The organism is Streptomyces sp. NPDC006012 (assembly GCF_042871185.1).
Lineage (GTDB): Bacteria > Actinomycetota > Actinomycetes > Streptomycetales > Streptomycetaceae > Streptomyces.
The window spans coordinates 165,710-190,176 of sequence record NZ_JBIAIE010000015.1 but is presented as its reverse complement, the minus strand read 5'-3'; the positions used below and the strand labels follow the sequence as shown (position 1 = coordinate 190,176).

General features: G+C 72.1%; 20 protein-coding genes and 1 pseudogene. 8 read left to right on the top strand and 13 right to left on the bottom strand.

The window, feature by feature from the left end; translation table 11 throughout:
• Positions 1-172 precede the first annotated feature (172 nt).
• On the top strand, positions 173-964 hold the full coding sequence (erm, locus tag ACFYPJ_RS24915) for a 23S ribosomal RNA methyltransferase Erm (protein ID WP_389021152.1): 792 nt from the start codon (positions 173-175) through the stop codon (positions 962-964).
• 68 nt (positions 965-1,032) lie between these two features.
• On the opposite strand, the gene ACFYPJ_RS24910 is transcribed toward erm, so the two are convergent.
• The 4 genes from ACFYPJ_RS24910 to dnaE all read right to left on the bottom strand — a co-directional run bounded on the left by ACFYPJ_RS24910 (position 1,033) and on the right by dnaE (position 7,190).
• A complete protein-coding gene (locus ACFYPJ_RS24910) occupies positions 1,033-1,551 on the bottom strand; it encodes an adenylate kinase (RefSeq protein ID WP_389021149.1) in 519 nt (172 codons plus the stop codon).
• Between the two features lie 236 nt (positions 1,552-1,787).
• Positions 1,788-3,020: an FAD-dependent oxidoreductase gene (locus tag ACFYPJ_RS24905; RefSeq protein WP_389021146.1), complete on the bottom strand. Its 1,233-nt coding sequence runs from the start codon at positions 3,018-3,020 to the stop codon at positions 1,788-1,790.
• A 232-nt stretch (positions 3,021-3,252) separates the two neighbouring features.
• Positions 3,253-3,597, bottom strand: coding sequence for a DUF6300 family protein (locus tag ACFYPJ_RS24900; protein WP_389021143.1), 345 nt, complete (start codon positions 3,595-3,597; stop codon positions 3,253-3,255).
• Positions 3,594-7,190: a DNA polymerase III subunit alpha gene (dnaE, locus tag ACFYPJ_RS24895; RefSeq protein ID WP_389021139.1), complete on the bottom strand. Its 3,597-nt coding sequence runs from the start codon at positions 7,188-7,190 to the stop codon at positions 3,594-3,596. The genes ACFYPJ_RS24900 and dnaE overlap by 4 nt, the downstream gene beginning before the upstream one ends.
• 224 nt (positions 7,191-7,414) lie before the next feature.
• Between dnaE and ACFYPJ_RS24890 the strand changes: the two genes are divergently transcribed.
• Positions 7,415-8,392: a LysR family transcriptional regulator gene (locus ACFYPJ_RS24890; protein WP_389021136.1), complete on the top strand. Its 978-nt coding sequence runs from the start codon at positions 7,415-7,417 to the stop codon at positions 8,390-8,392.
• A gap of 10 nt (positions 8,393-8,402) precedes the next feature.
• Here ACFYPJ_RS24890 and ACFYPJ_RS24885 read toward each other — a convergent pair whose 3' ends face one another.
• From ACFYPJ_RS24885 to ACFYPJ_RS24850, 8 genes are all read right to left on the bottom strand, one after another.
• Positions 8,403-9,203 carry an aminoglycoside adenylyltransferase domain-containing protein gene (locus tag ACFYPJ_RS24885; protein ID WP_389021133.1) on the bottom strand — a complete coding sequence of 267 codons (801 nt, stop codon included), beginning with the start codon at positions 9,201-9,203 and terminating at the stop codon, positions 8,403-8,405.
• Positions 9,204-9,548: 345 nt separating this feature from the next.
• Positions 9,549-9,977, bottom strand: a complete 429-nt coding sequence (locus ACFYPJ_RS24880) for an SRPBCC family protein (RefSeq protein WP_389021130.1) — start codon at positions 9,975-9,977, stop codon at positions 9,549-9,551.
• A gap of 95 nt (positions 9,978-10,072) precedes the next feature.
• On the bottom strand, positions 10,073-11,290 hold the full coding sequence (locus ACFYPJ_RS24875; protein WP_389021127.1) for an MFS transporter: 1,218 nt from the start codon (positions 11,288-11,290) through the stop codon (positions 10,073-10,075).
• Complete coding sequence (locus ACFYPJ_RS24870) at positions 11,287-11,820, bottom strand: GNAT family N-acetyltransferase (protein ID WP_389021124.1); 534 nt, start codon at positions 11,818-11,820, stop codon at positions 11,287-11,289. The genes ACFYPJ_RS24875 and ACFYPJ_RS24870 overlap by 4 nt, the downstream gene beginning before the upstream one ends.
• On the bottom strand, positions 11,817-13,073 hold the full coding sequence (locus ACFYPJ_RS24865; RefSeq protein ID WP_389021121.1) for a type III PLP-dependent enzyme: 1,257 nt from the start codon (positions 13,071-13,073) through the stop codon (positions 11,817-11,819). The genes ACFYPJ_RS24870 and ACFYPJ_RS24865 overlap by 4 nt, the downstream gene beginning before the upstream one ends.
• Entirely contained in the window at positions 13,070-14,401 is a 1,332-nt protein-coding gene (locus ACFYPJ_RS24860) for a DUF6271 family protein (protein ID WP_389021118.1), read from the bottom strand. The genes ACFYPJ_RS24865 and ACFYPJ_RS24860 overlap by 4 nt, the downstream gene beginning before the upstream one ends.
• Positions 14,398-15,429: a phytanoyl-CoA dioxygenase family protein gene (locus ACFYPJ_RS24855; RefSeq protein ID WP_389021115.1), complete on the bottom strand. Its 1,032-nt coding sequence runs from the start codon at positions 15,427-15,429 to the stop codon at positions 14,398-14,400. Before ACFYPJ_RS24855 ends, ACFYPJ_RS24860 begins: the two co-directional genes overlap by 4 nt.
• A 354-nt stretch (positions 15,430-15,783) precedes the next feature.
• Positions 15,784-17,274 carry a glycoside hydrolase family 3 protein gene (locus ACFYPJ_RS24850; RefSeq protein WP_389021112.1) on the bottom strand — a complete coding sequence of 497 codons (1,491 nt, stop codon included), beginning with the start codon at positions 17,272-17,274 and terminating at the stop codon, positions 15,784-15,786.
• Positions 17,275-17,713: 439 nt separating this feature from the next.
• On the opposite strand from ACFYPJ_RS24850, the gene ACFYPJ_RS24845 reads away from it, so the two are divergent.
• The 3 genes from ACFYPJ_RS24845 to ACFYPJ_RS24835 all read left to right on the top strand — a co-directional run bounded on the left by ACFYPJ_RS24845 (position 17,714) and on the right by ACFYPJ_RS24835 (position 20,836).
• Positions 17,714-18,478 (top strand): GntR family transcriptional regulator, encoded by a 765-nt coding sequence (locus tag ACFYPJ_RS24845; RefSeq protein WP_389021109.1) that lies wholly within the window; start codon positions 17,714-17,716, stop codon positions 18,476-18,478.
• A 259-nt stretch (positions 18,479-18,737) separates the two neighbouring features.
• The gene (locus ACFYPJ_RS24840) at positions 18,738-20,090 is read left to right on the top strand and encodes an NB-ARC domain-containing protein (RefSeq protein ID WP_389021106.1); all 1,353 of its coding nucleotides are present in this window, start codon (positions 18,738-18,740) and stop codon (positions 20,088-20,090) included.
• A gap of 236 nt (positions 20,091-20,326) precedes the next feature.
• Positions 20,327-20,836, top strand: a complete 510-nt coding sequence (locus tag ACFYPJ_RS24835; protein ID WP_389021199.1) for a GNAT family N-acetyltransferase — start codon at positions 20,327-20,329, stop codon at positions 20,834-20,836.
• Positions 20,837-20,860: 24 nt separating this feature from the next.
• Here ACFYPJ_RS24835 and ACFYPJ_RS24830 read toward each other — a convergent pair.
• Positions 20,861-21,094, bottom strand: a pseudogene (locus ACFYPJ_RS24830) (SAM-dependent methyltransferase); the annotation flags it as partial.
• A gap of 68 nt (positions 21,095-21,162) precedes the next feature.
• On the opposite strand from ACFYPJ_RS24830, the gene ACFYPJ_RS24825 reads away from it, so the two are divergent.
• The 3 genes from ACFYPJ_RS24825 (at position 21,163) to gap (ending at position 24,041) form a co-directional block, all read left to right on the top strand.
• Positions 21,163-21,918: a nucleotidyltransferase domain-containing protein gene (locus ACFYPJ_RS24825; RefSeq protein WP_389021103.1), complete on the top strand. Its 756-nt coding sequence runs from the start codon at positions 21,163-21,165 to the stop codon at positions 21,916-21,918.
• 66 nt (positions 21,919-21,984) lie between these two features.
• Positions 21,985-22,941: a GlxA family transcriptional regulator gene (locus tag ACFYPJ_RS24820; protein WP_389021100.1), complete on the top strand. Its 957-nt coding sequence runs from the start codon at positions 21,985-21,987 to the stop codon at positions 22,939-22,941.
• A gap of 101 nt (positions 22,942-23,042) precedes the next feature.
• Entirely contained in the window at positions 23,043-24,041 is a 999-nt protein-coding gene (gene gap, locus ACFYPJ_RS24815) for a type I glyceraldehyde-3-phosphate dehydrogenase (RefSeq protein ID WP_389021098.1), read from the top strand.
• The last annotated feature ends 426 nt before the right edge of the window (positions 24,042-24,467 follow it).

The following is a 24,467-nucleotide window of genomic DNA, read 5'->3' as shown; positions in this document are numbered from 1 at the left end:
CTGGGGTACGGTCCTGCCCATGGGTTTCTGCATGGCAATGACGCGGATCCGTCGCTCCTAGCGGCGGACAGCGACCTCGACGGCACGCTCCGCCGCTTCCAGCTCGTCACCTGCTGGGCGGCGCTCTCCGCGCTGCCCGGGCTACCCGATCGACGCCCGGAGCGAACCAACCGTGCCCACCTACCGTCACGGCCGACACGAGTTCGGCCAGAACTTCCTCACCGACGAGAGCGTGATCGACGCCATCGTCGGGCTCGTCTCCCGCACTGAGGGGCCGATCGTCGAGATCGGCCCCGGCGACGGGGCCCTGACACTGCCGCTGCAGACACTGGGGCGCCCCATCACCGCGGTCGAACTGGACCGGCGGCAGGCTCGCTCGCTGAGCGGCCGGGTCGATTCCCGTACGACCACGGTCGTCCACGAGGACTTCCTGCGGTACCGGCTTCCCCCCGTCCCGCACACCATCGTGGGCAACCTCCCGTTCCACCTGACCACCGCGATGCTGCGCCGCATCATGCACACGGAACGCTGGAGCACCGCGGTTGTGGTGACACAGTGGGAGGTGGCCCGCCGCCGGGCCGGGGTCGGGGGCGCGACGATGATGACCGCCCAGTGGTGGCCGTGGTACGAGTTCTCCCTCGAACGTCGGGTGCCCGGCGCCGCGTTCACTCCGCGGCCGGACGTCGACGGCGGCCTGATGGTCGTCCGCCGGCGCCCCGAACCGCTGCTCGCACCGGCCGCGCGCCACGCCTACCAGGGGTTCGTGCACGCCGTTTTCACCGGCCGCGGGCACGGCCTGCGCCAGATCCTGCCGCGGCTCGCCCCGCCGCACCGCGCGGGCGCCGTCCTGCGCTGGCTCGCCGCACAGCGGCTCGGCGGTACGCCGCTGCCGCGCGACCTGTCCGCCCGGCAGTGGACGGAGTTGTTCACGATCATCCACCGACTGCCGCCGGGCAACGGCTAGTCCACCGGCAGGACAGGTCCGCCGGGGGGATGCAAGGGTGCGGTGCGCGGTATCAGGCCCGGGCCGGCTCAGAGAGAGGCCAGCCAGTCCGCCACCGCACCGGGGCGGCCGAAACGGTGTGTCGCCAGCGGGGCGAACCTGCGGTCACCGGTGCGGCGTTCGACCTCGCGGTGGCGGGCCGTGTGCTGGGACCAGGCCCACCAGGCGGGGTGCTGCCGGGTCAGCCAGTCCGACCAGGTCTCCCGGTTGCCGCCGTAGAGCGCCTCCCGGGTCACCGTCCGCCGGATGGACCGGCGCAGGATGCGGGGCATGACGACCCTTCGCGGGTAGTCGAGCCAGATGACGGTGTCCGCCCGTTCCCACAGCAGATCGCGTACTTCGGGATAGCCGAGGGAGTCGAAGATCCAGCGGGGTCCGGCGGCGAGCGCCGCCACGTCGTCGGTCAGGGAGGGGTTCACGGACCAGTCGGGGCCGTCGAAGTACAACGCGTCCATCTCGTGGTAGGGGAGGCCGAGACGGCTGCTCAGCGCCCGGGCAAGGGTGGATTTACCCGCACCCGTGACACCCACCACCAAGATCCGCTCCATGGAGGTGCACCCTACCGCTGCGGCGGTGGCCGCTCCCCGGGCGGACCGGTCGGCCCCGTACCGGCCGGCGCCTGCGAGCGGCAGCGCCGGTACGAGCCGCCGCAAGACGCTGATGCGCACGCTTCGTCCGACGCCGCGCGGCTGCCGTCAGGCCATGCGCGTCGTGCAGGGGCGTACGGTTCAGCGGGATCCGGCCGCCCGACGTGGGCGATCACCGTACGACCAGCGCCCCAGGGCTACCGCAGCGCGCTGCGCGGCGGACGCTCGCGGAGGGCCCCGTATCCGATGAAGTAGGCGGGCAGCCTGCGTACCAGGCGGGACGAGGCGAGCAGGCCCGCCGCACGCCGGGCCCGCCGCGCGTCGCCCATGGGCGGTCTCCCCTGCAGCACGGGGGCGATGAGGTGGGCATGGGCCAGGCGCTGGAGCCGCTGGGTGGCGACCGTGGTGGGACGGCGGCGGCGCTGGATGCCACGCACGTCGTGCAGGCCCACGCGCCCGCGGCGCAGCGGTCCCTCCAGGTGCCGCGCCGCGGCCACGGCGTCCTGCACGGCGAGGTTGATGCCGATGCCGAAGACCGGGGACATCGCGTGCGCGGCATCGCCGATGCACAGCAGCCCGGGGCGGTGCCAGCGACGCAGCCGGTCCTGGTGCACGTCGAGGAGTTTGACCTGGTCCCACGAGCGCAGCCGGTCCGTGCGGTCCGCGATCCAGGGGACGGCGGCGGCGTACTGGGCGCGGAAGCAGTCGAGTCCGGCGGCCCGGCGCCGGGCGTCGGAGCCCTTGGGGATGATCGTGGCGCACTGCCAGTAGTCCCCGCGGTCGATCATCGCCGTCAGGAAGCGGTCGCCCGCGGCGCCGACGAATCCGCAGGGGTCCCCTTCGTGCCGCGGCAGCCGGAACCACCAGGCGTCCATCGGGCAGCAGTAGCGACGCAGCCTCAGCTCCGGCCGGGAGCGGGCCAGTGAGGAACGGCCGTCGCAGGCGACGGTGAGCAGGGCACGCAGTTCTCCGGTCCGGCCGTCCTGGGTGCGGTAGCGCACGCCCGTCACCCGGCCGCGGGTCACCAGGAAGGAGGTGGCCTCGGTGCCCATCCGCAGGTGGAAGCCGGGCTCGCGCCGGGCCTCGTCGGCGAGAAGGTCCAGGAGGTCCCACTGCGGCACCATCGCCACGTAGTTGTAGGGGCCGGGCAGCACCGACAGGTCGGCGACCGTGACCGGCGAGCGGCCCGCCCCGGCGGGCATGCGGACGGTGCGCAGCCGGCGCTGCGGCAGCCGGGCGAACTTCTCGGCGAGGCCCAGGTCGTCCAGGAGCGCCAGCGTCGAGGGGTGCACGGTGTCGCCGCGGAAGTCGCGCAGGAAGTCGTTGTGCTTCTCCAGGACCGTCACCTCTACACCGGCCCGGGCCAGCAGCAGGGCGAGCACCATGCCCGCGGGACCACCGCCCACGACACAACACGTGGTCCGTTCCATCGCAGCCCTCCCTTTTCCGGAATAATTCATCACCCAATGAATAGTGTACTCGCCGTGCCGCTGTCCGGCAGTCGCGACGAGGCGCGGATTCGGCCATGTCCGGCCCGGAGCACGGGGCCTGCTCGACGGCACGGGTACGGCGCACCGTGGATCCCTGCCGATCACGCATGCCGACCGTGCCGAACTTCCGTCGGAGTCCTGAAGGCGGGTTTCTCCAGCGGGGCAAGCAGGGCTACCGGGGCTCCTCCGCGCCGGGGTCCGCCTCGCTCGGCATTCGGGCGCGCACGGCGTCGAGCCAGTCCAGCAGGAGCCCGCCGAACGCCTCGTCGAGGTGGCTCCCGCTCTCCCCGGCGCTCCGGGCGAGCAGCGACAGCAGTCGGCCCGCGACCGGGCCGTCCCCGTCGCAGGAGCCGCACAGCGCGGTCTCCTTGAGTCCGTCGACCCGTGCCCCGGCGCGGTTGTACCAGACGTGCGGGTGACGGGCGACGAGGGCGAACGGGGCCGCGCACCGGGGACAGGGCGGGGTCCGCGAGATCCGCAGCTCGACCCGGACCGGCCGGCCCGCCCGCAGTGTCACGCGACCCCCGTCCAGGCATCGGCGCCGAACGTGCCCTTGACGTCGGACGCGAGGGTGGCGGCGTTCACCTTGGCCTGAAGTGCGTAGACCGTGGTCCCGCGCACGCCGCGCACGCTGAGGTGGACGGGGGTGTCGCCCGGGTGCTCGGTGAGGATGCGCTTCAGCTCGCTCACCAGGCGGACGGTGATCCGGTGGGCGGGCAGTGCCAGGCGGACCGGGGGCCGGCCGCCGTGCTCGGCCGAGGACACGTCCAGCACGCCCAGTTCCCTGCCGAAGACGTTCAGGGTGCCGTCGCGGTCCTCGATCCTGCCCGTGACCGAGATGACGTGGTCCTCGGCCAGTGCGTGCTGCACGAGTTGGTACGCGGCGGGGAAGAACAGCACCTCGACGGCGGCGTCCCGGTCCATGACCTGTACGACGGCCCAGGCGTTGCCCTGTTTGGTCACCTTGCGCTGGATACCGGTGATGAGCCCCGCGAGCCGTACCTCCCCCGAGGCCCGGCCGGAGGCGAGCAGTTCGGCGATGGTGCAGTCCCGCGCCGCGGCGAGGATGTGCTCGGCGCCGTCCAGCGGGTGGGCGGAGACGTAGAGGCCGAGCATCTCGCGTTCGGTGGACAGCAGTTGGCGGCGGGGCCACTCGGTGTCGTCGACGGGCAGGTCGAGGCCGAAGGGCGGGGCGCCGCCCGCCTCGCCGCCGAGCCCGGCGAAGAGGTCGTCCTGCCCATGGCTCGCCGCCTTCTTCACCGGGATGATCGCGTCGATGGCGTTCTCGTGGACCGCGGTCAGTCCCTTGCGGGAGTGTCCGAGGCTGTCGAAGGCACCGGCTTTGATCAGGGATTCCACGGCCCGCTTGGGCAGCGCGGGCAGGTCGGCCTTGTGCAGGAAGTCGGCGAAGGAGGTGAACCTCCCCTTCCGGCGGCGGGCGTCGATGACGGCCTCGATGACGCCGTCGCCGACGTTGCGCACGGACCGCAGGCCAAAGCGCACATCGTCGCCGACGGCGGTGAACTCGGCGGCGGACGCGTTCACATCGGGCTGGAGGACGCGGACGCCGTTCCTGCGGGCGTCGGCCAGATACACGGCGGCCTTGTCCTTGTCGTCGCCGACCGAGGTGAGCAGGGCGGCCATGTACTCGGCCGGATAGTTCGCCTTGAGGTAGGCGGTCCAGTAGGAGACGAGTCCGTAGCCGGCGGTGTGGGACTTGTTGAAGGCGTAGCCGGAGAACGGCAGCATCACGTCCCACAGCGCCTTGACCGCCTCGTCGGAGAAGCCGTTCCCCCGCATGCCACCGTGGAACTTCTCCCATTCCGCGGCCAGTACCTCGGGTTTCTTCTTGCCCATGGCGCGGCGCAGCATGTCCGCGCCGCCCAGGGAGTAGCCGGCCAGCTGCCGGGCGATGGCCATGATCTGTTCCTGGTAGACCAGCAGGTGGTGGGTGGAGCCGAGGATCGGGTCCAGGGCCTCCTTCAGCTCCGGGTGGATGGGGCTGGGCTCCTGTCTGCCGTTCTGGCGCAGCGCGTAGTTGGTGTGCGCGTTGGCCGCCATGGGGCCGGGCCGGTAGAGGGCGTTGGCCGCGGCGATGTCCTCGAACCGGGTCGGTGCCATCAGTTTCAGCAGGGCCCGCATGCCGCCGCCGTCGAGCTGGAAGACGCCGAGGGTGTTGGCCTCGGCGAGCAGCCGGTAGGTCCTGGCGTCGTCCAGCGGGATGACGACGGTGGTCGGGTCGCCGTCCAGCGGGTCGACGGTGGCGAGGCTGACGCCCCGGTTCTCGCGGATGTTCTCGATGGCCTGGTCGATGACGCCCAGGTTGCGCAGCCCGAGGAAGTCCATCTTGATCAGGCCCATGGCCTCGCACGACGGGTAGTCGAACCCGGTGATCCGCGCACCGTCCGAGGCACGCAGGTGGAGCGGGATCCGGTCGGTCAGTTCCGTCTTGGACAGGATGACCGCGGCGGCGTGCACGCCGGTGCCACGGGTCAGCCCCTCCACCCCGCGGGCGGTGTCGATCACCCGCTGCACATCGGGTTCGGCGTCGTACATCCGGCGGATCTCCCCGGCCTCCGCGAACCGGGGGTGGGAGGCGTCGAAGAGGGCGTCCAGCGGGGCGGACTTGCCGTTCTGGTCGGGCGGGAGCGCTTTGGTGATCCGCTCGCCGTGGGAGAACGGATAGCCCAGGATGCGCGAGGAGTCCTTGATCGCGTTCTTGGCCTTGATCTTGCCGAACGTGTTGACCAGGGCCGTGTACCCGTCGCCGTACTTGTCGATGACGTACCGGACCATGCGGTCGCGCCGGCGGTCGTCGAAGTCGAGGTCGACGTCCGGCGGGTTGATCCGCTCGGGGTTCAGGAACCGTTCGAACAGCAGGCCGTGTTCCAGCGGGCACAGTTCGGTGATGCGGGTGGCGTAGGCGACGAGGGAGCCGGTGGCCGAGCCGCGGCCCGGGCCGAGAGGGATCCCGTTGTCGCGGGCGTAGCGGCAGATGTCCGCCACGACCAGGAAGTACGAGCTGAAGCCCATCGGGCCGATGACCGCCATCTCGGTCTCGAACCGGTCGAGGACGTGCTGCGGCACGGGGTCTCCGTAGCGCAGGCGCAGTCCCTTGTGGACCTCCTTGCGCAACCAGGACTCCTGGGTCTCGCCCGCCGGCACGTCGGGGAACCGCGGCATCTCGTCGACGTGGTCGAAGACCTCGTCGTAGGACTCGATGCGCTCGGCGATCAGCAGGGTGTTGTCGCAGGCCGTCGGCAGTTCGGCGAACAGCTCGCGCATCTCGGCGGCCGATCTCAGGTAGTAGCCGGAACCGTTCAGGCGGAACCGTCCGGGGGTGTCCTTGTTCTTGCCGACGCCGATGCACAGCAGGTTGTCGTGGGCGTCGGCCTGGTCCTCGGTGACGTAGTGGGCGTCGTTGGTGGCGAGAAGCGGAAGGTCCAGCTCCGCGGCCAGCCGGAGCAGGCCCGCGCGGACGTCGCGTTCGATGGCCAGGCCGTGGTCCATGAGTTCCAGGAAGTAGTTCTCCCGGCCGAAGATGTCCTGGTAGGCCGCTGCGGCAGCCTTCGCCTCGGCGTACTGGCCGAGGCGCAGCCGGGTCTGTACCTCGCCGGAGGGGCATCCGGTGGCGGCGATGATGCCCTCCGGCCGACTGGCGATCAGGTCGCGGTCCATGCGCGGCTTGCCGGCCGGGAACTGGCCCTCGTAGCTGGCCTGGGTGCTGAGCCAGAACAGGTTGCGCAGGCCCTGCGCGGTGCGGGCCCACATGGTCATGTGCGTGAACCGGCCGCCGCCGGAGACGTCCTTCGAGCCCTCCCCGTCGCCGCTGACCGCGCGCCGGCCGCCGGGCCCCCAGAACTCCTGCTTCCGGTTGAACCGGGACGAGGGCGCCACGTACGCCTCGATGCCGATGACCGGCCTGACGCCGTCGAAGTCCTTGGCGACCTGCGCGAACTCGTGCGCGCCGAACATGTTTCCGTGGTCGCTCATGGCGATCGCGGGCATCCGCTGCCGGCTCACCTCGGCGAACATCGGCTGGAGCTTCTGCGCGCCGTCCAGCATCGAGTACTCGGTGTGGTTGTGCAGGTGTACGAAGGAGTCCGGCACGGGTCAGTCATCTCCGCATGGAAGGAGGTCGGGTGAGGCAGGCCGGGAGTTCGCCGATTTTGCACAACCAAAGGTTGTTGAATGAGGTGATGGGAGGTACCGGCCTGGTGGCCTGCACGACAAAGGTGTGAGGTGGTTCCATCAAAGCGAGCCCCGTGGTTCCGGATCAAACAACCGCGTACGGGCGAGTCACAACCTGTTGTTGTGTGACTAGGGTGGGCGCTGTGGACCTCAACGCTGTACGCACCTTCGTCGCGGTCGCGGAATCAGGGCAGTTCCAGCGGGCGGCCGTCGATCTGTCCCTCACCCAGCAGGCGGTCTCCAAGCGCATCGCGGCGCTGGAGAACGAACTCGGGGTGCGGCTGTTCACCCGCACGGCCCGCGGTGCCCGGCTCACCGTCGACGGCCAGGTGTTCCTGCCGCACGCCCGCGATCTCCTGCACACCCAGGACCGGGCGGCCGCCGCCGTCAGCCCCGGCCGGCGTGCGCTGCGCGTCGACGTCGTCGGCCGCCGGCTGTCGACGGCGGGTCTGCTGCGCGACTTCCACCGGGCGCATCCCGGCATCGCCCTCGACGTGATGACTCTCTCCGACGTGGACACGGCCGTCGCCGCGCTCCGGTCGGGCGCCATCGACGCCGCCTTCCGCGCCGTCGCCATGCCGGGCCGGCCACTGCCCGACGACATCGAGGCCGTACCGGTCCACGACGAGCCGCTGCACCTGCTCACCGGCCCCGCACACGAGTTCGCGACCGCCACCGCGCTGGCCCCCGCGCAGCTGGCGGGCCGGCGCATCTGGATGCCCGGCAACGTCCCTGGCACGGAGTGGACCGCCTACTACGGCGCGCTGGCCGCCGAGTTCGGCCCGACCATCGAGACGGCCGGACCCGACTTCGGCATCGAGGCTCTGCTCGACACGATCGCGGCGTCCGCGACGCTCGTGACCTTCCTCGGCGAGCGGACGCCCCTGGTCTGGCCGGCCGGCTACGACCTGCGGCGCATCCCGTTGCGCCACCCCACGCCGGTCTACCCGCACTCGCTGCTCTGGCACCGCCGCAATGGGCACCCCGCCGTGGCCGCGCTGCGCGACCACCTGACCGCCCGGCGGCCACAGCATCCCGGCACCGCCGTCTGGACGCCGGAGTGGGCGCGGCACGGCACGCCGCCGCAGGCGGACGACCGCCGGGGTCCGGAGCCCCGCTGACCCGGGTCCCTCAGACCCCGGCCGCCCGCGCGGCCTCCTCGACGCGTTCCGCCGCCCAGGCGAGGAAGGCCCGTACCGCGGGGGCCGGCAGGGGCAGCGCCGAGGCCCGCGGGCCCTCGAAGCTGCGCACCGCGGCTTCGAGGAGCGGCCGGAACTCCTCGGCGTCCGCGGCGATCTCCCGCGCCGCCCGGCGCTTGGCCGCCCAGCTGCCGGTACGGCAGAACACCACCGAGCGGCAGCCGTTGAGGACCCGGTTGTCCGCGAGGTGGCCCTCGCCGTCGCTGTGCTCCCGCAGGGAGGCACGGATCGCAGTGAGCAGGTCCGGGGGCCGCGGCGCGGCGATCGCCTCGCGGGCCGGGCGGCCGTACAGCCTCAGCCCGCACTGGTGGGCGACGGAGCGGTCGATGACGTACCAGAAGGACGGGGACCCCGTGGCGTCGAAGCACGCCTTGCCGGGCAGCAGCACGCCGGTGTTCAGGTCCAGCAGGTATCCGGCCCCGTCGGCCGGTCCGGCGACGAAGTCCGCCGCGTAGACCACCAGTTCAAGCCCCGCCGCCGGGCAGGGCAGGCACGGGTGGGCGAGGGCCGACGCCAGCTCGCCCAGGGCCGGCTCCGGCAGCGCCGGGTCGACGACCACGGTGACGTCGATGTCGCTGCGCCCGTGCCGGTAGTCGCCGAGCGCCAGGGAGCCGACCGCGAGGACACTCACCAGCCGGGGTCCGCACACCGCAGCGGTACGCCGGACGAGTTCCGCCAGGTAGGCGCGGACCTCGGCAGGGACGCCGCGCGACGCTTCGAGCGGGTGGATCACACGGCCAGTATCCAGGCCGTGAGCAGGTGCGCGCGGCCGGCGCCGCCGTCGCCGAGTTCCCCACCCGCGGTGGCGGCCGCCCGCGCGGCCACGGACGCCGGGATGCCGGTGGTCGCCGGTGCCCCAACATGCTGCGCGGCGGATCGCCCAGCGGCAACGCCAGCGCGACCGAGCTGATCGCGGCGGGCCCCGTCGACAACGTCTCCAGCGACTGCATGCCGACCACGCTGCCGCCCGCCGCTGCGGCCCGGACGCCCGGGCCCGGGCCCCATTGGTCGTGGTCGAACGGCACCCGGCCGTCCGACCACGACCGGGCCGTGGGGCCTCCGGGTCCGGCCGCCGCGGTCACGTGCGGCGTGCGGTCCCGGGGCGCTCCAGCAGATCCTTGAGCCGGGCCAGGTCGGCGATGACCAGGTCGGCGTCCCGCTGGAACTCGGCGTCGCTCATGCCCGGACGGCGGCGCAGGGTGAACACCACGTCGCTGCCGGCGCCGTCCGGGATCACCCGGAGCGGATTGTGGACGGTCTCCCCCGAGGGCAGCGTGACATCGTGGTCGAGGACGCCCAGGTCGTTGGCGGGTACGAAGGCCACCACGACACGGCCCATCGGGGAGGACGGTGCGACCCACCGGCCGTCGATCTCCTCGATCGACTCGCCCAGCCCGCGTGCCCACGCGGGCAGGTGGGCCGGGTTCGAGGCGTAGGCGTAGACGTCCGCCACGGGACGGTCGATGTGGATGCAGAGGTGGCGGGATTCCCTGGGGGTGTGCTCCATGACAGCGACCGTAACCGGTCTCCGGACGGACTTCTTGAACGAATCGGACGCGGCCGGACCGCGGGCACCGGCCCGCGGTCCGGCCCGTCCTGCGGTCACTTCGCGGCCGCGGGGGCGAGCGAGCCCCACCGGATCCGCGTCGCCGACAGGCAGACGATCAGCGCCGAGACGGCCACCGCGGCCATGCCCGGGACGAGTCCGGCCGCGCCCGCGATGAAGCCGATCAGGGCCGGGCCGACCAGCAGTCCGGTGGTACCCATCGCGGCCACCAGCGCCAGGGCGTCGGAGCCCCTCGCCGCCGCGGCGACGTACACGCACGGCGTGACGGCCGCCGCGCCCAGACCCACGCAGGCGAAACCGGCCAGGGTGGGCACCACTCCGCCGGCCAGCAGGGCGACCGCGAGCCCGATGCCGGCCACCGCGCTGCCGACGCGCACGACCCGCCCGTCGCCCCACCGGGTGCGCCAGCGGTCGGCGAAGACCCGGGCCACCAGCATCATCCCCGAGACGACGGCGATGCCCATCGGCGCGAGCGTCCCGGACGCCTTGGCGACATCCTTCATGTAGAGCGCGGACCAGTCGTTCATGGCGCCCTCGGTCACGGTGCCGAACACCATGGCGCACCCCATCCACAGCGTCATGCGCGACGGCACGGTCAGCGCCGGGCTGCGCTTCTTCGTTCCCCCGGAAGCCTGCGCGTCCGGGTCTTCGCCCGCCGCCCCGGCCGGCTGCGGCTCCCCGTCGGTGAGCAGTCCCGGCCGGGCGTACGCGAGCAGCAGCATCAGCAGGACGACGGCGGCGCCGAAGTGCGCGGTGAGGGCCGGGGTCACGAGGTTCACCCCGGACGCCAGCAGTGCGGCGCCGAGCAGCCCGGCGCTGAACGTGGCGTGCAGCTGGGCCATGGCGGTGCGCCGGAACTTCGTCTCCAGTGCGGCGCCCTGTGCGTTCATGGCGACGTTCAGCGCCCCCACGCCGACGCCGTCGCAGCAGATGACCAGCAGAGCCACCGGATAGTTCGGTGCCACCGACAGGAGCACCAGCACGGCCGCGAGCAGCAGGGCCGACGCGAGGGCCAGCCGCCGCGAGCCCAGCCGCCGCATGAGGTACGCGACGAGCGGGAAGGAGGCCGCGGCCCCCGCGCCGCAGGCCATCAGCAGCAGACCCAGCTCCGTCTCGGACAGGCCGAGCCGGGCCTTCAGCGTGGGCAGCCGTGCCGCCCAGGTGGCGTACTGGAAGCCGAGGATGCAGAACAGTGCGGCGATGGCCCACTTGGCGCGGCGTGCGTCGGCGCCGGCGCGGAACCCGTTCGTCATCCCGCTTCCTCCCCTTCGAGGGCGCGGCTCGCGTGCACCCCTGTCGACATGTAGACGGCGTTCGTGCCGTAGCCCGGCGGGACCTGGACCTCGGGATGCGTCCGGTAGCCGTGCGCCCGCCAGAAGCCCTCCCTCCCGTCGATCGCGACCAGGGAGATCCGCTCGTACCTCCGCGCGGCGGCGATGTCCGTGAGATGGCGCACCAGCCCCAGCCCCAGGCCCCTGCCGCGCAGCGGCGCGGCGACGACGATGTCGTGCAGATGCAGGTTGCGGGTGTGGAAGGTCAGTTCCTCCGGCCGGTTCAGGTCGGGGTAGCGGTACATCGGGTAGGGCAGGGCGAGCACATAGCCCCCGATCCGGCCGTCGAGGTCGAGGACGAAGCAGGTGCCGGGTGAGATCCGTCCCCTGGACTCCAGGGCGGCCCGGCCCTCGGTGAGCGAACTGCCCGCGTAGGCGTCCGCCTCCAGGGCGGCGACATGCGGCCAGTCGGCGTCGGCGATGGTACGGATGCGCAGCGGGTGGCCGGTCATTGCGCCCCCTCCACGGTCCTGACGGGCCCGTCGTGCCCGCCGCGGCCGTCATGCACGTCGCGGCCGTCGTGTCCGCCGTCTCCGTCGCGCGTCCCGGTGTGGGGCAGCGGGCGGAATCCGTTGAATCCCCGGGTGGTGTAGCTGGTGGCGTAGGCGCCGGCGGACAGGATCCACACGGGGTCCCCCGAGGTGACGGCCGCGGGCACCGGTGTCCCCTGGTGCTGGGTGCCGTAGGCGTCGTCGCTGTCGCAGGTGGGTCCCGCGATCACTGCCGGCACCCGGTCGCCGCCGGGGTGGCCGGGGAAGACGAGCCGGTAGCGGAGCTGGTCCATCTCGTAGAGGCCGTTGAACTTGCCGCAGCTCAGGTACAGCCAGCGCGCCGTCTCGCCGCCCGGCTGCTCCCGGGTGGTCAGCCGGTACACGTGCGCGCGGATGGCGCCGTGGTCGGCCACCAGGTGGCGGCCGGGCTCGATGACGAAGCCGAGCGGGGCGGAGTTGAGGTTCCTGAGCTGTTCCATGCCGTCGCGGATGACGGCGAACATCTTGTCAAGGGGCGGTTCGAGCGGGCGGCCCCGCCGGTCGAGGTAGCCGAGCGCGGGCAGTCCCCCGCCGAGGTTGATGTGGTCCAGCACGATGCCCGCCGCGCCGAGCGCGGCCATCGCGTCGGCGAGCGAGTCGAACGCCTCCCGCCAGGCGTCGGCCGTCATCTGCTGCGAGCCGACGTGCACGGACAGTCCGGCCGGTGTCAGGCCGGCCGCCCGTGCCGCGGTCAGCACCCGTACGGCGGCGTCCTGGCCGCAGCCGAACTTCCGGCCGAGGCCCCACAGGGCTCCTTCGCCGCTGGTGGTGAGCCGGCAGAAGACCCGGGATCCGGGGGCGTGCGCGGCGATGGCCGCGACGTCCTGGAGGCTGTCGGTGGCGAAGGTCCGCACCCCGAGCCGGTACGCCTCGGCTATGTCCGCGTCGGACTTCACGGTGTTCCCGTAGTGGATCCGGTCGGCGGGCACGCCGGTTCCCAGCGCCTGCGCGATCTCGGCGGGGCTGGCCGCGTCGAAGCCGGCGCCGCGGCCGGCGAGGCAGCTCAGCACCTCTTCGACGGGGCATGCCTTGAGCGCGAAGCGCACGGCGATACCCGGCAGTTCCCGCACCAGTTGCTCGTACTGGTCCTCGATCCCGGTGAGGTCGAAGACGATGCGGTCCGAGGTCGCGGCGGCGAGGGCGGACGCCAGTCGCGCGGGCAGCTCCGTGTTCACCCGCCCGCGCTCCCGAACCCGTGGTCCGCGGCCGCCGCCACGAGCGGGGCCCAGGCCCCGGTCAGCAGCGCGAACTCGTCGATGTCCCGTTCGGCCTCGTCGAGGAGTTGTTCGCGCCGGGTGGCCAGCTGCTCGGCGAACGCCTCGTACCGGCCGCCCAGTTTGCGGTAGGAGGTGTCGACGCGGTCGAGCCGCCATACGTTCTCGGAGCGGTCCAGGCCGGTGCTCTCGCGCAGGAACTGAATGACCGTGTCGGGCCGTACGTGCCCCTGACCATCGAGCAGCGTCCCGCCCGCCGCCGCCATCCTGGCGTAGACGAAGTTGAAGTAGAGCATGGACAGCAGGAACTTCACGAAACGCGTCTGGTAGGCGGCGAACCCGGCGTCGGTGCGGCGTTCGGGGGTGTAGAAGTTCTCGATGGTGCGGTTGTGCAGCACACCGGGCAGCGCGGCGTCGTGGACCAGGTGGATGAGGAAGTAGTCGCTGCCGATGGTGCTGGTCGCCGGTGGCAGCGGTACGCGCTCGTACACCTGGTGGTCGAAGCTGATGTTGCACATGTCGACGCGCATGGGGTCGACCACGGTGAGCGTCGAGTGGTCTCCTGTGAACCGGGCGGACCCGGCGCCGGTGAACGACTCCTCGACCAGGTGCCGCTTGCTCTCGTCCGGCCAGTCGGCAGGGGCCCACAGGCTCACGACGTCGTGGTAGACGCCCTTGTCGAGCCGGGCGATCTCGCCGATGTCGACGGACAGTTCGCCGATGAAGGAGGAACCGACCATGGAGACGGTCCGCGGGGCGAGGGCCGGATCGAGGAGTGTCTCGGTCACGCTCTCGGACGCTTCGGCGGCGGTCCTGCCCAGCGACAGCAGTTCGTGGTGGACGGGGAAGACCGTGGCGCCGTCCAGGACCTGATAGGTGCTGTCCGAGTCCCTGCGGTGCACGGAGCGGCAGCCGAGCGCGGCGGCGATCAGGAACGCCCGGTCGGTGCAGGCGCCGTAGGAGACGTCGGCCGGCAGCAGGAGCCGGAGCACGGTCTCGGGCTCGGCGACGCCGGACCGCTGGATCACGCTCCGCAGGAAGTCCCGCTGCGCCGCCTCGTCGACGTGGTGCACGACGACGTTCGCCGCGGCCGGGAGGTCCGCGACGGCGCGGGCGTGGGCGGACCGGGTGGCGGTGTCGGCCGAGTCGAGGATCAGCAGGCGGACCTCGACGCCGAAGCGGCGGGCCGCGTACACCGCCTCCTCGCCGATGGCGGCGATGGTGGCGGAGCACTCGCGGTTCGTGGGGAGGACCAGGCAGATCCGGTCGGGGCGGCTCGCGCGGTTCACTCGGCGCCCGCCCGTCCGCTCCAGGGGTCGAGGCCCAGCAGGTTGCGGCCCAGGCCGTCGAGGGTGGCGGCGCCGTAGCGGAGCGCTTCGGGCTGCCGCGCGTCGCCGAGCAGGGTGGCGTTCCAGTCCGGGGTGCTCAGGGTCCGCCACGACTCGACGCGGGAGTTCCGCAGCGTCCTGTGCTCCTGCAGGGCGGGCATCATCGACAGGTACTGGCAGGCCCGGACACCGTTGTCGGAGCTGTTGGGTGCCACGCCGTGCGCCAGCATGCCGTTGAAGATCAGCAGGTCGCCGGCCTGGAGTTCGGGACGGACGACCGGGAAATCCGCGCGGTCGGTCCTGGGCCTGATCGGGTCGCGGTCCGCGGGCTGCGCGACCCGCCACTCCTCGAACCGGTGGAACAGCTCGGGCGCACACTGGAAGCCGCCCAGCTCGGGCTGGGTGTCGTTGAGGGCGATGATCCCCTGCACGCGCTGCGGCAGCACCCCGAGGGTGGTGTCGACGTCCCAGTGCAGTTCGATGTCGAAGCCCTCGTCGGTGGGTGCGATGAGGGAGCGGGAACGATTGCCCCGGTTGGGCGGGTTGAGATTGAGCCGGTCGAGGGTGACCCACAGTTCCTCGCAGTCCCAGACGTCCACGAAGGCGTCGTAGACGCGCTGGGTCTGCCGGCTGTCCCAGAGAAGCTGGTGGTGGTACGCCTCGACGAAGCCGTAGACGTGCAGGTCGCGGTCGAGGTCCGAGCGGAACTCGCGCTCCTCGTACCAGGTTTCGGGCCGGTCGGGGTCCAGGCCCTGGAACTCCCAGGCGAATTCGAGCAGGCCCTTCGCCGCGCCGGGCGAGATGGCGTTGCGGACGACGACGTATCCGTAGGTCTGCCAGAAGGCATGCTCATCCTCGGACAGCACGCGCAGCGGCCGGGACTTGTCGATGTGTCTCAGCTGTGTCTGGGCGAGGTAGGTCTCGCCGTCCGCACTGAAGTAGGGGCGCTCGGAATCGGCGCGGTACAGATAGGGGGCAGGCGTCGGCATGCGATCACTCCAGGGATCGAGTTCTTCAGCGGCCGAGTGGCTGAACCCCAGATCGCCACGATGATCGAACTGAGGTTCCCTCAACTTGGACTAGACCACTTGTCGATGTCAACGCGCTCCCGCCGAAGCTGCCGCCAAGTGCCTGCGAACTGCCGGTGGTCGGGGGCCACGGCAACCGAGGCAGCCGCCCGGTGCACGGCCGGCCCGTCCGAAGCCGCGTGCGGTGGGGCGCGGGCACGCCGAACACCCACGTGGCACGGGCAGGCCGACCGGGCCCCCGGGCCACGGACACGCCGGCAGGGCCCCTGCGGCGCGGTCGCGCCGCAGGGGCCCTGTCGCTGTCAGGGTTCGCGGTCAGCCCGCGACGATCCTCTCGGCCGCGGCCGCACCGCAGACCTGGGCGGCCCCGTGCGTCGCGATGTACAGGGCGCCGCGCGGGACGGACTGCGGGATGCCCATCTCCACCACGATGGTGTCCGGGCGGGCGGCGAGCAGCACGTCCAGCGCGCGGCGCATCCACGGGTGCCGGTGCTCGTCCCTGACCACCGCGACGATCCGCAGGTCCCGCGCCGCCGCCAGTACCGCAGTGCCCGCGTCCGCCCCGCTGAAGCAGCCGCTGACGGTGCCCGGAAGCATCCGCTCCAGTTCACCGGCGACTCCCCACGGGGTCACGTCCCCGACGGCGATGTTCGGCTCGGGGTTGAACGTGGCGACGTACACGGGCCCGTCCACCGCGGACGCGGCCGTCTCCCGCCGCACACTGAGTGCGCGGCGCGCGGCGACGAGTCCGATCTCCGGGTCCGGCGCCGCCTCCGCCTGCGCGGTCCGCCGCGCCTGCACGGTCCAGTGGGCCAGCCCGCGCACCCTGGCGGCGGCGTCGGCGAGCCGTTCCTCCGGGATCTCGCCGCCGACGACGGCCGCCACCAGGGCGTCCCGCATCTTCAGTACGGTGCCCTCGTCGCACAGGCCGCCGCCCACGCAGATCGCGTCGGCGCCCGCCCCGATCGCCAGCACCACCCCGCGCTCCAGGCCGTACGCGTCGGAGATGGCCCGCATCTCGATGGCGTCGGTGACGATCAGTCCGTCGTAGCCCAGTTCCTCGCGGAGCAAGGCGGTGAGGATGCGGTGCGACAGGGTCCCTGGGCGCTCCGGGTCCAGTGCCGGGACCAGGATGTGCGCACTCATCACGGCCTTCGTGCCGGCCTCGATGGCGGCGCGGAACGGCACCAGTTCGCGCCGGCGCAGCGTCTTGGCGTCGACGTCGATGCGCGGGAGGGCGTGGTGGGAGTCCACATTGGTGTCGCCGTGCCCGGGGAAGTGCTTGGTGCACGCCGCGACTCCGCTGGACTGCAGGCCCTGGACGTACGCCGCGGTGTGCCGGGCCACCAGTCCGGTGTCCGCACCGAAGGCGCGCACGCCGATGACCGGGTTGTCGGGGTTGGCGTTGACGTCGGCGGACGGCGCCCAGTCGAGATTGACACCGCAGTCGGCGAGCCGACGGCCCAGTTCGCGGGCCACGCGCCGGGTGAGGTCCGGGTCGTCGACCGCGCCGAGCGCGTGGTTGCCGGGGAACACGGAACCCGTGTGCACGTCGAGGCGGGTGACGTCGCCGCTCTCCTCGTCGATGGCCACCAGCAGATCGTCCCGTTCCGACCGCAACTGGCTGGTGAGGGCCGCAACCTGTTCCTCGCTGACCACATTGCGGCCGAACAGGGCTACGGAGGCCAGACCTTCTCCGACCTGCCGGCGCACCCAGTCCGGCGCGGCAGTGCCGGCGAACCCCGGCTGCAGCACCGCAAGGGCATCGCGGGTGAGGGTCTCATTACCGGTGGCAACAGTGATCATCGGAAGCGTCATCCCTTCACGGCACCGTCGGCGGGGCCGGGGCGGAGCCGCGTGTTGCAGAGGTGGAAAGAAATTGCAGAAGACTCAGGAACCGGGCGGGAAGAAGTCAGATGGGCAACCGGACAGCACAGGGCACACCACCACGGCGGCGGGACCGCGCAGCGCCTCCTCCCTCGGGACTGCGGGCGGCCCACTCCCGACGGCGGACCGCGCACGCCGCCACCACGTGCGGACCCGACTCGCTAATGGTGTAGACCTGCACGAGGGAGCTTGGCCTAGACTTTTAGGCAGCGTCAAGGTCACCAGGGGGTCGAACTCCACCATTTAGCGGAGAAAGTCGCACCGGACGCGAACACGGACCGCATTCCTCATCTGGACTAGACCATAGACCGGTTGGGGGTTATAACGGGGTCCGTCGACCGAGCCGGGAAGGCAGTCCATGACCACCGACGTCAGCAGCAGCCCGCTCCGCAGGGCTGCACCCGGCCGCGCGGCGCGCGTCCCGAAGTACTACCAGATCAAGCAGCAGGTGCTGGAGATCACGGATGCGCTGAAGCCCGGCTCCCGCATGCCCGCCGAACGATTACTCGCCCTGCGGCTCGACACCTCTCGCACCACGGTCCGGCAGGCCCTGCAGGAACTCGTCGGTGAGGGCCGGCTCGACCGCATCCAGGGCAAGGGGACGTTCGTCGCCCGGCCCAAGCTCTACCGCACCCTCCTGCTCACCTCACACACCGAGGACATGCATGCCCAGGGCCTGCAACCCGCCTCACGGGTGCTGGACATCCGTCATGTCGAGGCGGACGGGAAGCTGTCGGGCCTGCTCGGCATCACCACCGGCGAAAGCGTGCTGCGCATCGAGCGGCTGCGGCTGGCGAACGGCGAGCCCATGGCCATCGAGACCACCCACCTGTCCGCCCGGCGCTTCCCGGAGCTGCACGGTTCGCTGGCCAGGTACAGGTCGCTGTACACCGCTCTCGCCGAGGTGTACGGAGTACGCCTGGCGGAGGCCGAGGAGGTCATCGAGACCTCGCTCGCCACACCTCGCGAGGCCGCGCTCCTGGCCACCGAGGTGGGCCTGCCGATGCTGCTGCTGTCCCGCCACTCCCGGGACGCGCACGGCACACCGGTGGAATGGGTCCGCTCGGTGTACCGCGGCTCCCGCTACAAGTTCACGGTGCTGCTGACGCCGCCGACGGGCTGACCGCCCGGCGGACCGGACGCGTCACCGGCCGCCTCCCCCGCCCCCGCCGCGCGGCCCCCTCCGACTGCCCCGGCTCCCCCCGTTCCCGAACCCGCCGGTGTCTCGTCCGCCCCCTCACCGACCTCGCTCTGGAGACGGTCCTTCCGGCCCCAGACCCGACGCACCTCCCCGCGGCGAGCACCAGGCGGCTCCGCGCGGGCTCACCACCCGCCCGGCGTCCGGACGCCGGGGCAGCACCGAACGACGAAATGGGCGTGAAGTGAGCGATACAACCACGGTGGACGCGCTTGCAGCGGCGCTGGTCGACGCGCGCGAGGCCGCCTGCCTCACCCAGGAGGACCTCGCGGAGAAGTCGGGTCTCAGCGTGCGGGCCATCCGCAATCTGGAGACCGGCCACACCGCCCGGCCCCGGAAACAGTCCCTGTTCCTGCTCGCGAAGGCCCTCGGTCTGTCCCCCGCCGAGGTGGCCCGGCTACTGCGCGCGCCCCGGACCGATGACCGCCCCGAACGACCGTCCTGGCTGCTGCCCGCGGAACTGCCCGCGGCCCCGGTCGGCCGGCTGGTGGGCCGGGACCGGACCGTCACCTCCCTGCGGGCCCACCTCGCCACGCGACAGGCCCGCGACCACGGACGGCCCGCGGTGGTCGTCGGCCCTCCCGGCGCGGGGAAGACCTCCCTGGTGCTGGAGGTGGCACACGGCGTACGCGACCATTTCCCGGACGGGCAGGTCTTCGTCGACCTGCATCCGGCCGCCGCCGACCCGTTCACGCCCGACAGGCTCGTACACCGCATCCTGCGCTCGCTCGGCGGCGTACCCGCAGCGGAGAACCCGGAGGAGGCGAGAGCCCAGCTCCGGGACGCGCTCAGCCGAAGACAGGTCCTGGTGGTCCTCGACAACGTGGACAGCGAGGCACAGGTGCGGCCGCTGCTGGTGGACGACGCCCGCAGCGCGGTCCTGGTCGCCGCGCGGCGTGAACTGACCGCACTGCCCGGGCAGGTACGGCACCTGATCGGGGCGCTCGGCCCCCGGGACGCCCACCAGGTGCTCGAAGACCTGGTGGGGACCATGCGCACCCGCGCGGAGCCGTCGGCCACGACGAGCATCGTGCGCTCCTGCGGACGGCTGCCGCTGGCGCTGCACATCGCCGGCCTGTGGCTGTCGGCGCGGCCGCACCGGACGCTGCGCGACCTCGCCGACCGCCTGCTGGACGAGCGGGACCGCATGCCGTTCCTGTGCGTCGGAGACCTGTCGCTGCAGGCGAGCGTGGCGGCCCGCCACCGGGCGTTACCCGCTCCGATCGCGGCGTCGCTGCGCCGGCTCGGCGCGGTGCGCGGCGACTTCGGCGTCGACGACGTGGCCGGCCGTGCCGCGCCCTCCCGGCAACTCGCCGTGGACCTCCTCGACGAACTGCTCAACCGCCAGATCACCTACGTCAGCGAGGTCGGCCGGAACGGACAGATCCGCTACCGCCTGCACGACTCGGTGCGGCTGTACGTGGCGCAGTGTCGTGCGGGTTCGGCGGACGACGACCGGCTGACGGCCCGGGTCTGGCTCCCCCGCGAGACGGGACGGACCCAGCACCGGATCCACCGGTTGCGGCACGCCACCTGACATGACCTCACCCCCTGCGCTCCACCGCGCACGACCTCACGGGCCCGGGACGCGGCTGGTTGGGGACGAGCCCGGTTCAAGGCTGACCGGGTGCGGGACGAGCGCGCGGTGCCGGGCCCGCGCCGGGCGCGGGCGGGACGGAAGCCGCCGGTCGTCGTGCGTGGTGCGGTCCCTGGCCGCTCGTGACCGTGTCGGCCGGACATGGCACCATCGCCGGAGGAGTCAGGGAGGTGCCGGTGCAGCTGCGCAACGTCTCGGCGGACGACGTCGACGCGTACATTCGGATGCGGTGCGATCCCGTCATGATGGCCGACCTGGGCGGCCCCTTGCCGCGGGCAGGCATGGCGGACAAGGTGCGGCGGGACGCCCGGCAGGCCGCGGCCGACCTCGCATGGCTCAAGATGATCATCCCCGATCCGGACGTCCCGGACCTGGTGGCGGGAACCGTGACGCTCTGGTCCCATGACGGCGATAGCGGACCGGTCTCCGAGATCGGGTGGATGGTACTGCCGGAGTTCCAGGGGCAGGGGCTGGCCAAACGCGCCGTCCGCACCCTGCTCGAACAGGCCCGGGACCAGGACCGGTGGGGTGTCGTGCACGCCTTCCCGGCGACCGGCAACGCGGCGTCGAACGGCATCTGCCGCTCGGTCGGCTTCCGATTCGTCTCGGAGGTCGACGTCACCTTCGCGGGCCGCGTCCTGCGAACCCGTCACTGGGCCATCACCCCGCGCACGGATCTGCGCTGAGGGCGGCCCCGGCCCGCACGGTGATTACCCCTGCGGCGGGAGGCGGTAGACCGACACATGGGAACGGGACTCGTCGGTGAACTCGGCGCCCGACCGGTCCGCGTACCTGGCCTCCAGCTCGAACCCGGCCAACCGGGCCATCAGGTCCAGCTCGGCCGGCCAGATGTAGCGGTGCGGGCTGCGGTCCAGCCGTGCCTGACCGGTCTCGTCGAAGTGGAAGTGGTGGGAGACGACTCGCTGGCGCAGTACGTCAGCAGTACGTCATAGGTGTCCACGCGCGGGTGACGCTCTTGTCCAGGCCGTCGGCTGCGCGAAACACTGGCCTGGTGACAGATGAGGTGACCCACCGGCTTCTCGACCGTTTCGTCGGCGCCCTGCGCGCCCTGCCGTCGCTGATCGCCGTATGGGCACACGGCTCACTGGCCGGCGGCGACTACCGGCCGGGGGTCAGTGACCTCGACCTGATCGCCGTGCTCGCCGAGCCGTGCACGGCCCAGGAGGAGGAGCAACTGGTCGACCTCCACCAGGACTTGGCAAAAGCCATCCCACGGGCCTCCGGGCTGCACTGCACCTACGTCGTGGCCGACGCGTGGGACGACCACACGCGGCGCCATCTCACCTGGGCGCATGAGGAGTTGATGCACCGCCCGGTCACCGCGGTGACCCGGTGCGAACTGCTCCGGTTCGGCAAGGTCCTGTACGGGCCGCCGCCGGCCGGACTGCTGCCGCCCGTCACCGACCGCCGGCTCGCCGACTTCGTCGTCGACGACCTCTCGGCCTTCTGGCGTCCCGCCCTGGACCATCCGGACCGGTGGCTGCGGGACGTCTGGGTCGACCTGGGCCTGCTCACCCTGGCCCGGGCGAGCGTCACACTGCGCACCGGACGGCTGATCACCAAGTCCGAGGCCCTCGACGTCCTGGCGGACCTGAACGCCCCGCCGGACGTGGTACGGGACATCAGGCAGCGCCGCTACGGTGCGCCTGCTCCTGCCCCCACGCAGTGGGCCGCCCGCCGAGCGGAACTCACACGTGTCTTCCTCCGCGGCGCGATCGAGGACGTGCTGGCCGCCCACCGTCCGTAGTGGCCGGCGCGGCGCCGCACGGCCGCGGTGCCGGAACGGTCCCGCCCGCCCGCGTACCCTGGCCCCGTGCCGCCCTCCCGTCTGCATCGCGTCGCCGTCCTCGTGCTCGACGGCGCGAAACCGCTCGACGTCGGGATTCCCGCGCAGGTGTTCACGACCCGCGCGAGTATGCCGTACGAGGTACGGGCGTGCGGCGCCGAGCCGGGCCTCGTGAGGGGCGGCGACGGCCTGTCCTACCACGTCGCGCACGGCCTCGACGCGCTCGCCTGGGCCGACATCGCCTTCGTCCCCGGCTATCGCTTCCCGGACCGTGACGATCCGCCGCGGGCCGTCGTGGACGCCCTGGTCGCCGCCCACGACCGGGGCACGCGGCTCGCCGCCATCTCGACGGGCGCCTTCGCGCTCGCCGCCACGGGCCTGCTCGACGGCAAACGGGCCACGACGCACTGGCACTACACGCGGGCACTCGCGGCGAAACACCCGCTCGTCCAGGTCGACGAGAACGTGCTGTTCGTCGACGAGGGCGACATGCTGACATCCGCCGGCGCCGCCTCCGGCATCGACCTGTGCCTGCACATCCTGCGCCGCGACCTCGGAGTGGCGGCGTCCAACCACGCGGCAAGACGGCTGGTCGCGGCCCCCTACCGCAGCGGCGGGCAGGCCCAGTACGTGCCGCGCAGCCTGCCGGAACCGCTCGGCGAGCGGTTCGCCGCCACCCGCGAGTGGGCCCTGCACCGGCTGGACGAGCACCTGACCCTCGATGTGCTCGCCCGGCACGCGGCGGTGTCCCCCCGTACGTTCTCCCGGCGTTTCGTCGAGGACACCGGGTACACGCCGATGCAGTGGGTCCTGCGCGCCCGCATCGACCTCGCCCGTGAGCTGCTCGAACGTTCGCAGCGGAGCGTCGAGCAGATCGCCACCGACATCGGTCTCGGCACCGGTACCAACCTCCGGCTGCACTTCCAGCGCATTCTCGGCACCACGCCGAGTGAATACCGGCGCACCTTCACCCAGGGCGAGTAGCCCGGTGCCCATGGCGTGATCCTTGCGGACCGTGGCACTTCGGCCGCTGTCGCCGCGGGCCGCCCCGGGCGACGCTGAGCGGGAGACGAAGGGAATCCCACATGACCCGTATCGCCGTCAACGGATTCGGCCGCATCGGACGCAATGTGCTGCGTGCGCTGCTGGAACGCGACAGCGACCTCGACGTCGTCGCGGTCAACGACCTCACGGAGCCCGCCACGCTCGCGCGGCTCCTCGCCTACGACACGACGGCCGGGCGGCTCGGCCGGCCCGTGACCGTCGACGGGGACACCCTCGTCGTCGACGGCCGTCGCATCAAGGTGCTCGCCGAACGCGAACCGGCGAAGCTGCCGTGGGGTGAACTCGGGGTGGACATCGTGCTGGAGGCGACGGGCCGCTTCGCCTCGGCCGCCGCGGCCCGCGCCCATCTCACCGCGGGCGCCGCCAAGGTACTCGTGAGCGCGCCGTCGGACGGGGCCGACGTGACGCTCGCGTTCGGCGTGAACACCGACGCGTACGACCCGGCCGCGCACACGATCGTCTCGAACGCCTCGTGCACGACGAACGCGCTCGCCCCGCTGGCCTCGGTGCTCGATCGACTCGCCGGCATCGAGCACGGTTTCATGACGACGGTGCACGCCTACACGCAGGAGCAGAACCTGCAGGACGGTCCGCACCGTGATGCCCGCCGGGCCCGCGCCGCGGCAGTGAACATCGTGCCGACCACGACGGGCGCCGCCAAGGCCATCGGCCTCGTGCTGCCGAACCTCGACGGCAAGCTGTCGGGCGACTCGATCCGGGTGCCGGTGCCGGTGGGTTCGATCGTCGAACTCAACACGACCGTCAGCCGTGAGGTGACCCGCGACGACGTGCTGGCGGCCTACCGGGACGCGGCGTCGGGGCCGCTCGCCGGCATCCTCGAATTCTCGGAGGACCCGCTCGTGTCGTCCGACATCACCGGCAATCCGGCCTCGGCCATCTTCGACTCGGCTCTCACCCGGGTGGACGGCCGGCACGTCAAGGTGGTCGCCTGGTACGACAACGAGTGGGGTTTCTCGAACCGTGTGATCGACACGCTCGAACTCCTCGCCACGCGCTGAACCGGCACGCAGTCAGCGGTCGGTTCCCCCGCCGCATGCCGTGGTTCCTGCACCACCTGTGGTCCGCACCGCAAGGCGGAGGGCAGCAGCCGCGGTTGAGGGTCGGGCTCCGGAAAGACCGACCCTCGCCGGGGAAGCTACCTCTTCCAACAGACCTGGTGCTCGGTCACCCAGAACCGATGTTTGTAATCGTTGTACTCAACGGTCACCCAGTGCCCGGTCACGGTTCCACAGCGCGCGCGGGCGGTTTCGCCGGCCGCCGGAGACGTCCGGGCCGCACTGGCCGTACCGACGCCTGTGAGGACAGCTCCGCCGGCCAGCAGCGCCGTGGTGACCCCCGCGCCCAGGACTCGTATGGTTCGGCTGCGCATGGCACACACCTTCTTCGCCTTTCGACATCGGGTGGTTCCCCCTTCCAGCTTGCGA

What these genes read in the sequence shown, in the direction of transcription:
- ACFYPJ_RS24910 (WP_389021149.1), bottom strand. Translation starts at nt 1,551, where the DNA reads ATGGAGCGGATCTTGGTGGTGGGTGTCACGGGTGCGGGTAAATCCACC.
- ACFYPJ_RS24905 (WP_389021146.1), bottom strand. Translation starts at nt 3,020, where the DNA reads ATGGAACGGACCACGTGTTGTGTCGTGGGCGGTGGTCCCGCGGGCATG.
- ACFYPJ_RS24880 (WP_389021130.1), bottom strand. Translation starts at nt 9,977, where the DNA reads ATGGAGCACACCCCCAGGGAATCCCGCCACCTCTGCATCCACATCGAC.
- ACFYPJ_RS24875 (WP_389021127.1), bottom strand. Translation starts at nt 11,290, where the DNA reads ATGACGAACGGGTTCCGCGCCGGCGCCGACGCACGCCGCGCCAAGTGG.
- ACFYPJ_RS24870 (WP_389021124.1), bottom strand. Translation starts at nt 11,820, where the DNA reads ATGACCGGCCACCCGCTGCGCATCCGTACCATCGCCGACGCCGACTGG.
- ACFYPJ_RS24855 (WP_389021115.1), bottom strand. Translation starts at nt 15,429, where the DNA reads ATGCCGACGCCTGCCCCCTATCTGTACCGCGCCGATTCCGAGCGCCCC.
- ACFYPJ_RS24850 (WP_389021112.1), bottom strand. Translation starts at nt 17,274, where the DNA reads ATGATCACTGTTGCCACCGGTAATGAGACCCTCACCCGCGATGCCCTT.
- ACFYPJ_RS24845 (WP_389021109.1), top strand. Translation starts at nt 17,714, where the DNA reads ATGACCACCGACGTCAGCAGCAGCCCGCTCCGCAGGGCTGCACCCGGC.
- gap (WP_389021098.1), top strand. Translation starts at nt 23,043, where the DNA reads ATGACCCGTATCGCCGTCAACGGATTCGGCCGCATCGGACGCAATGTG.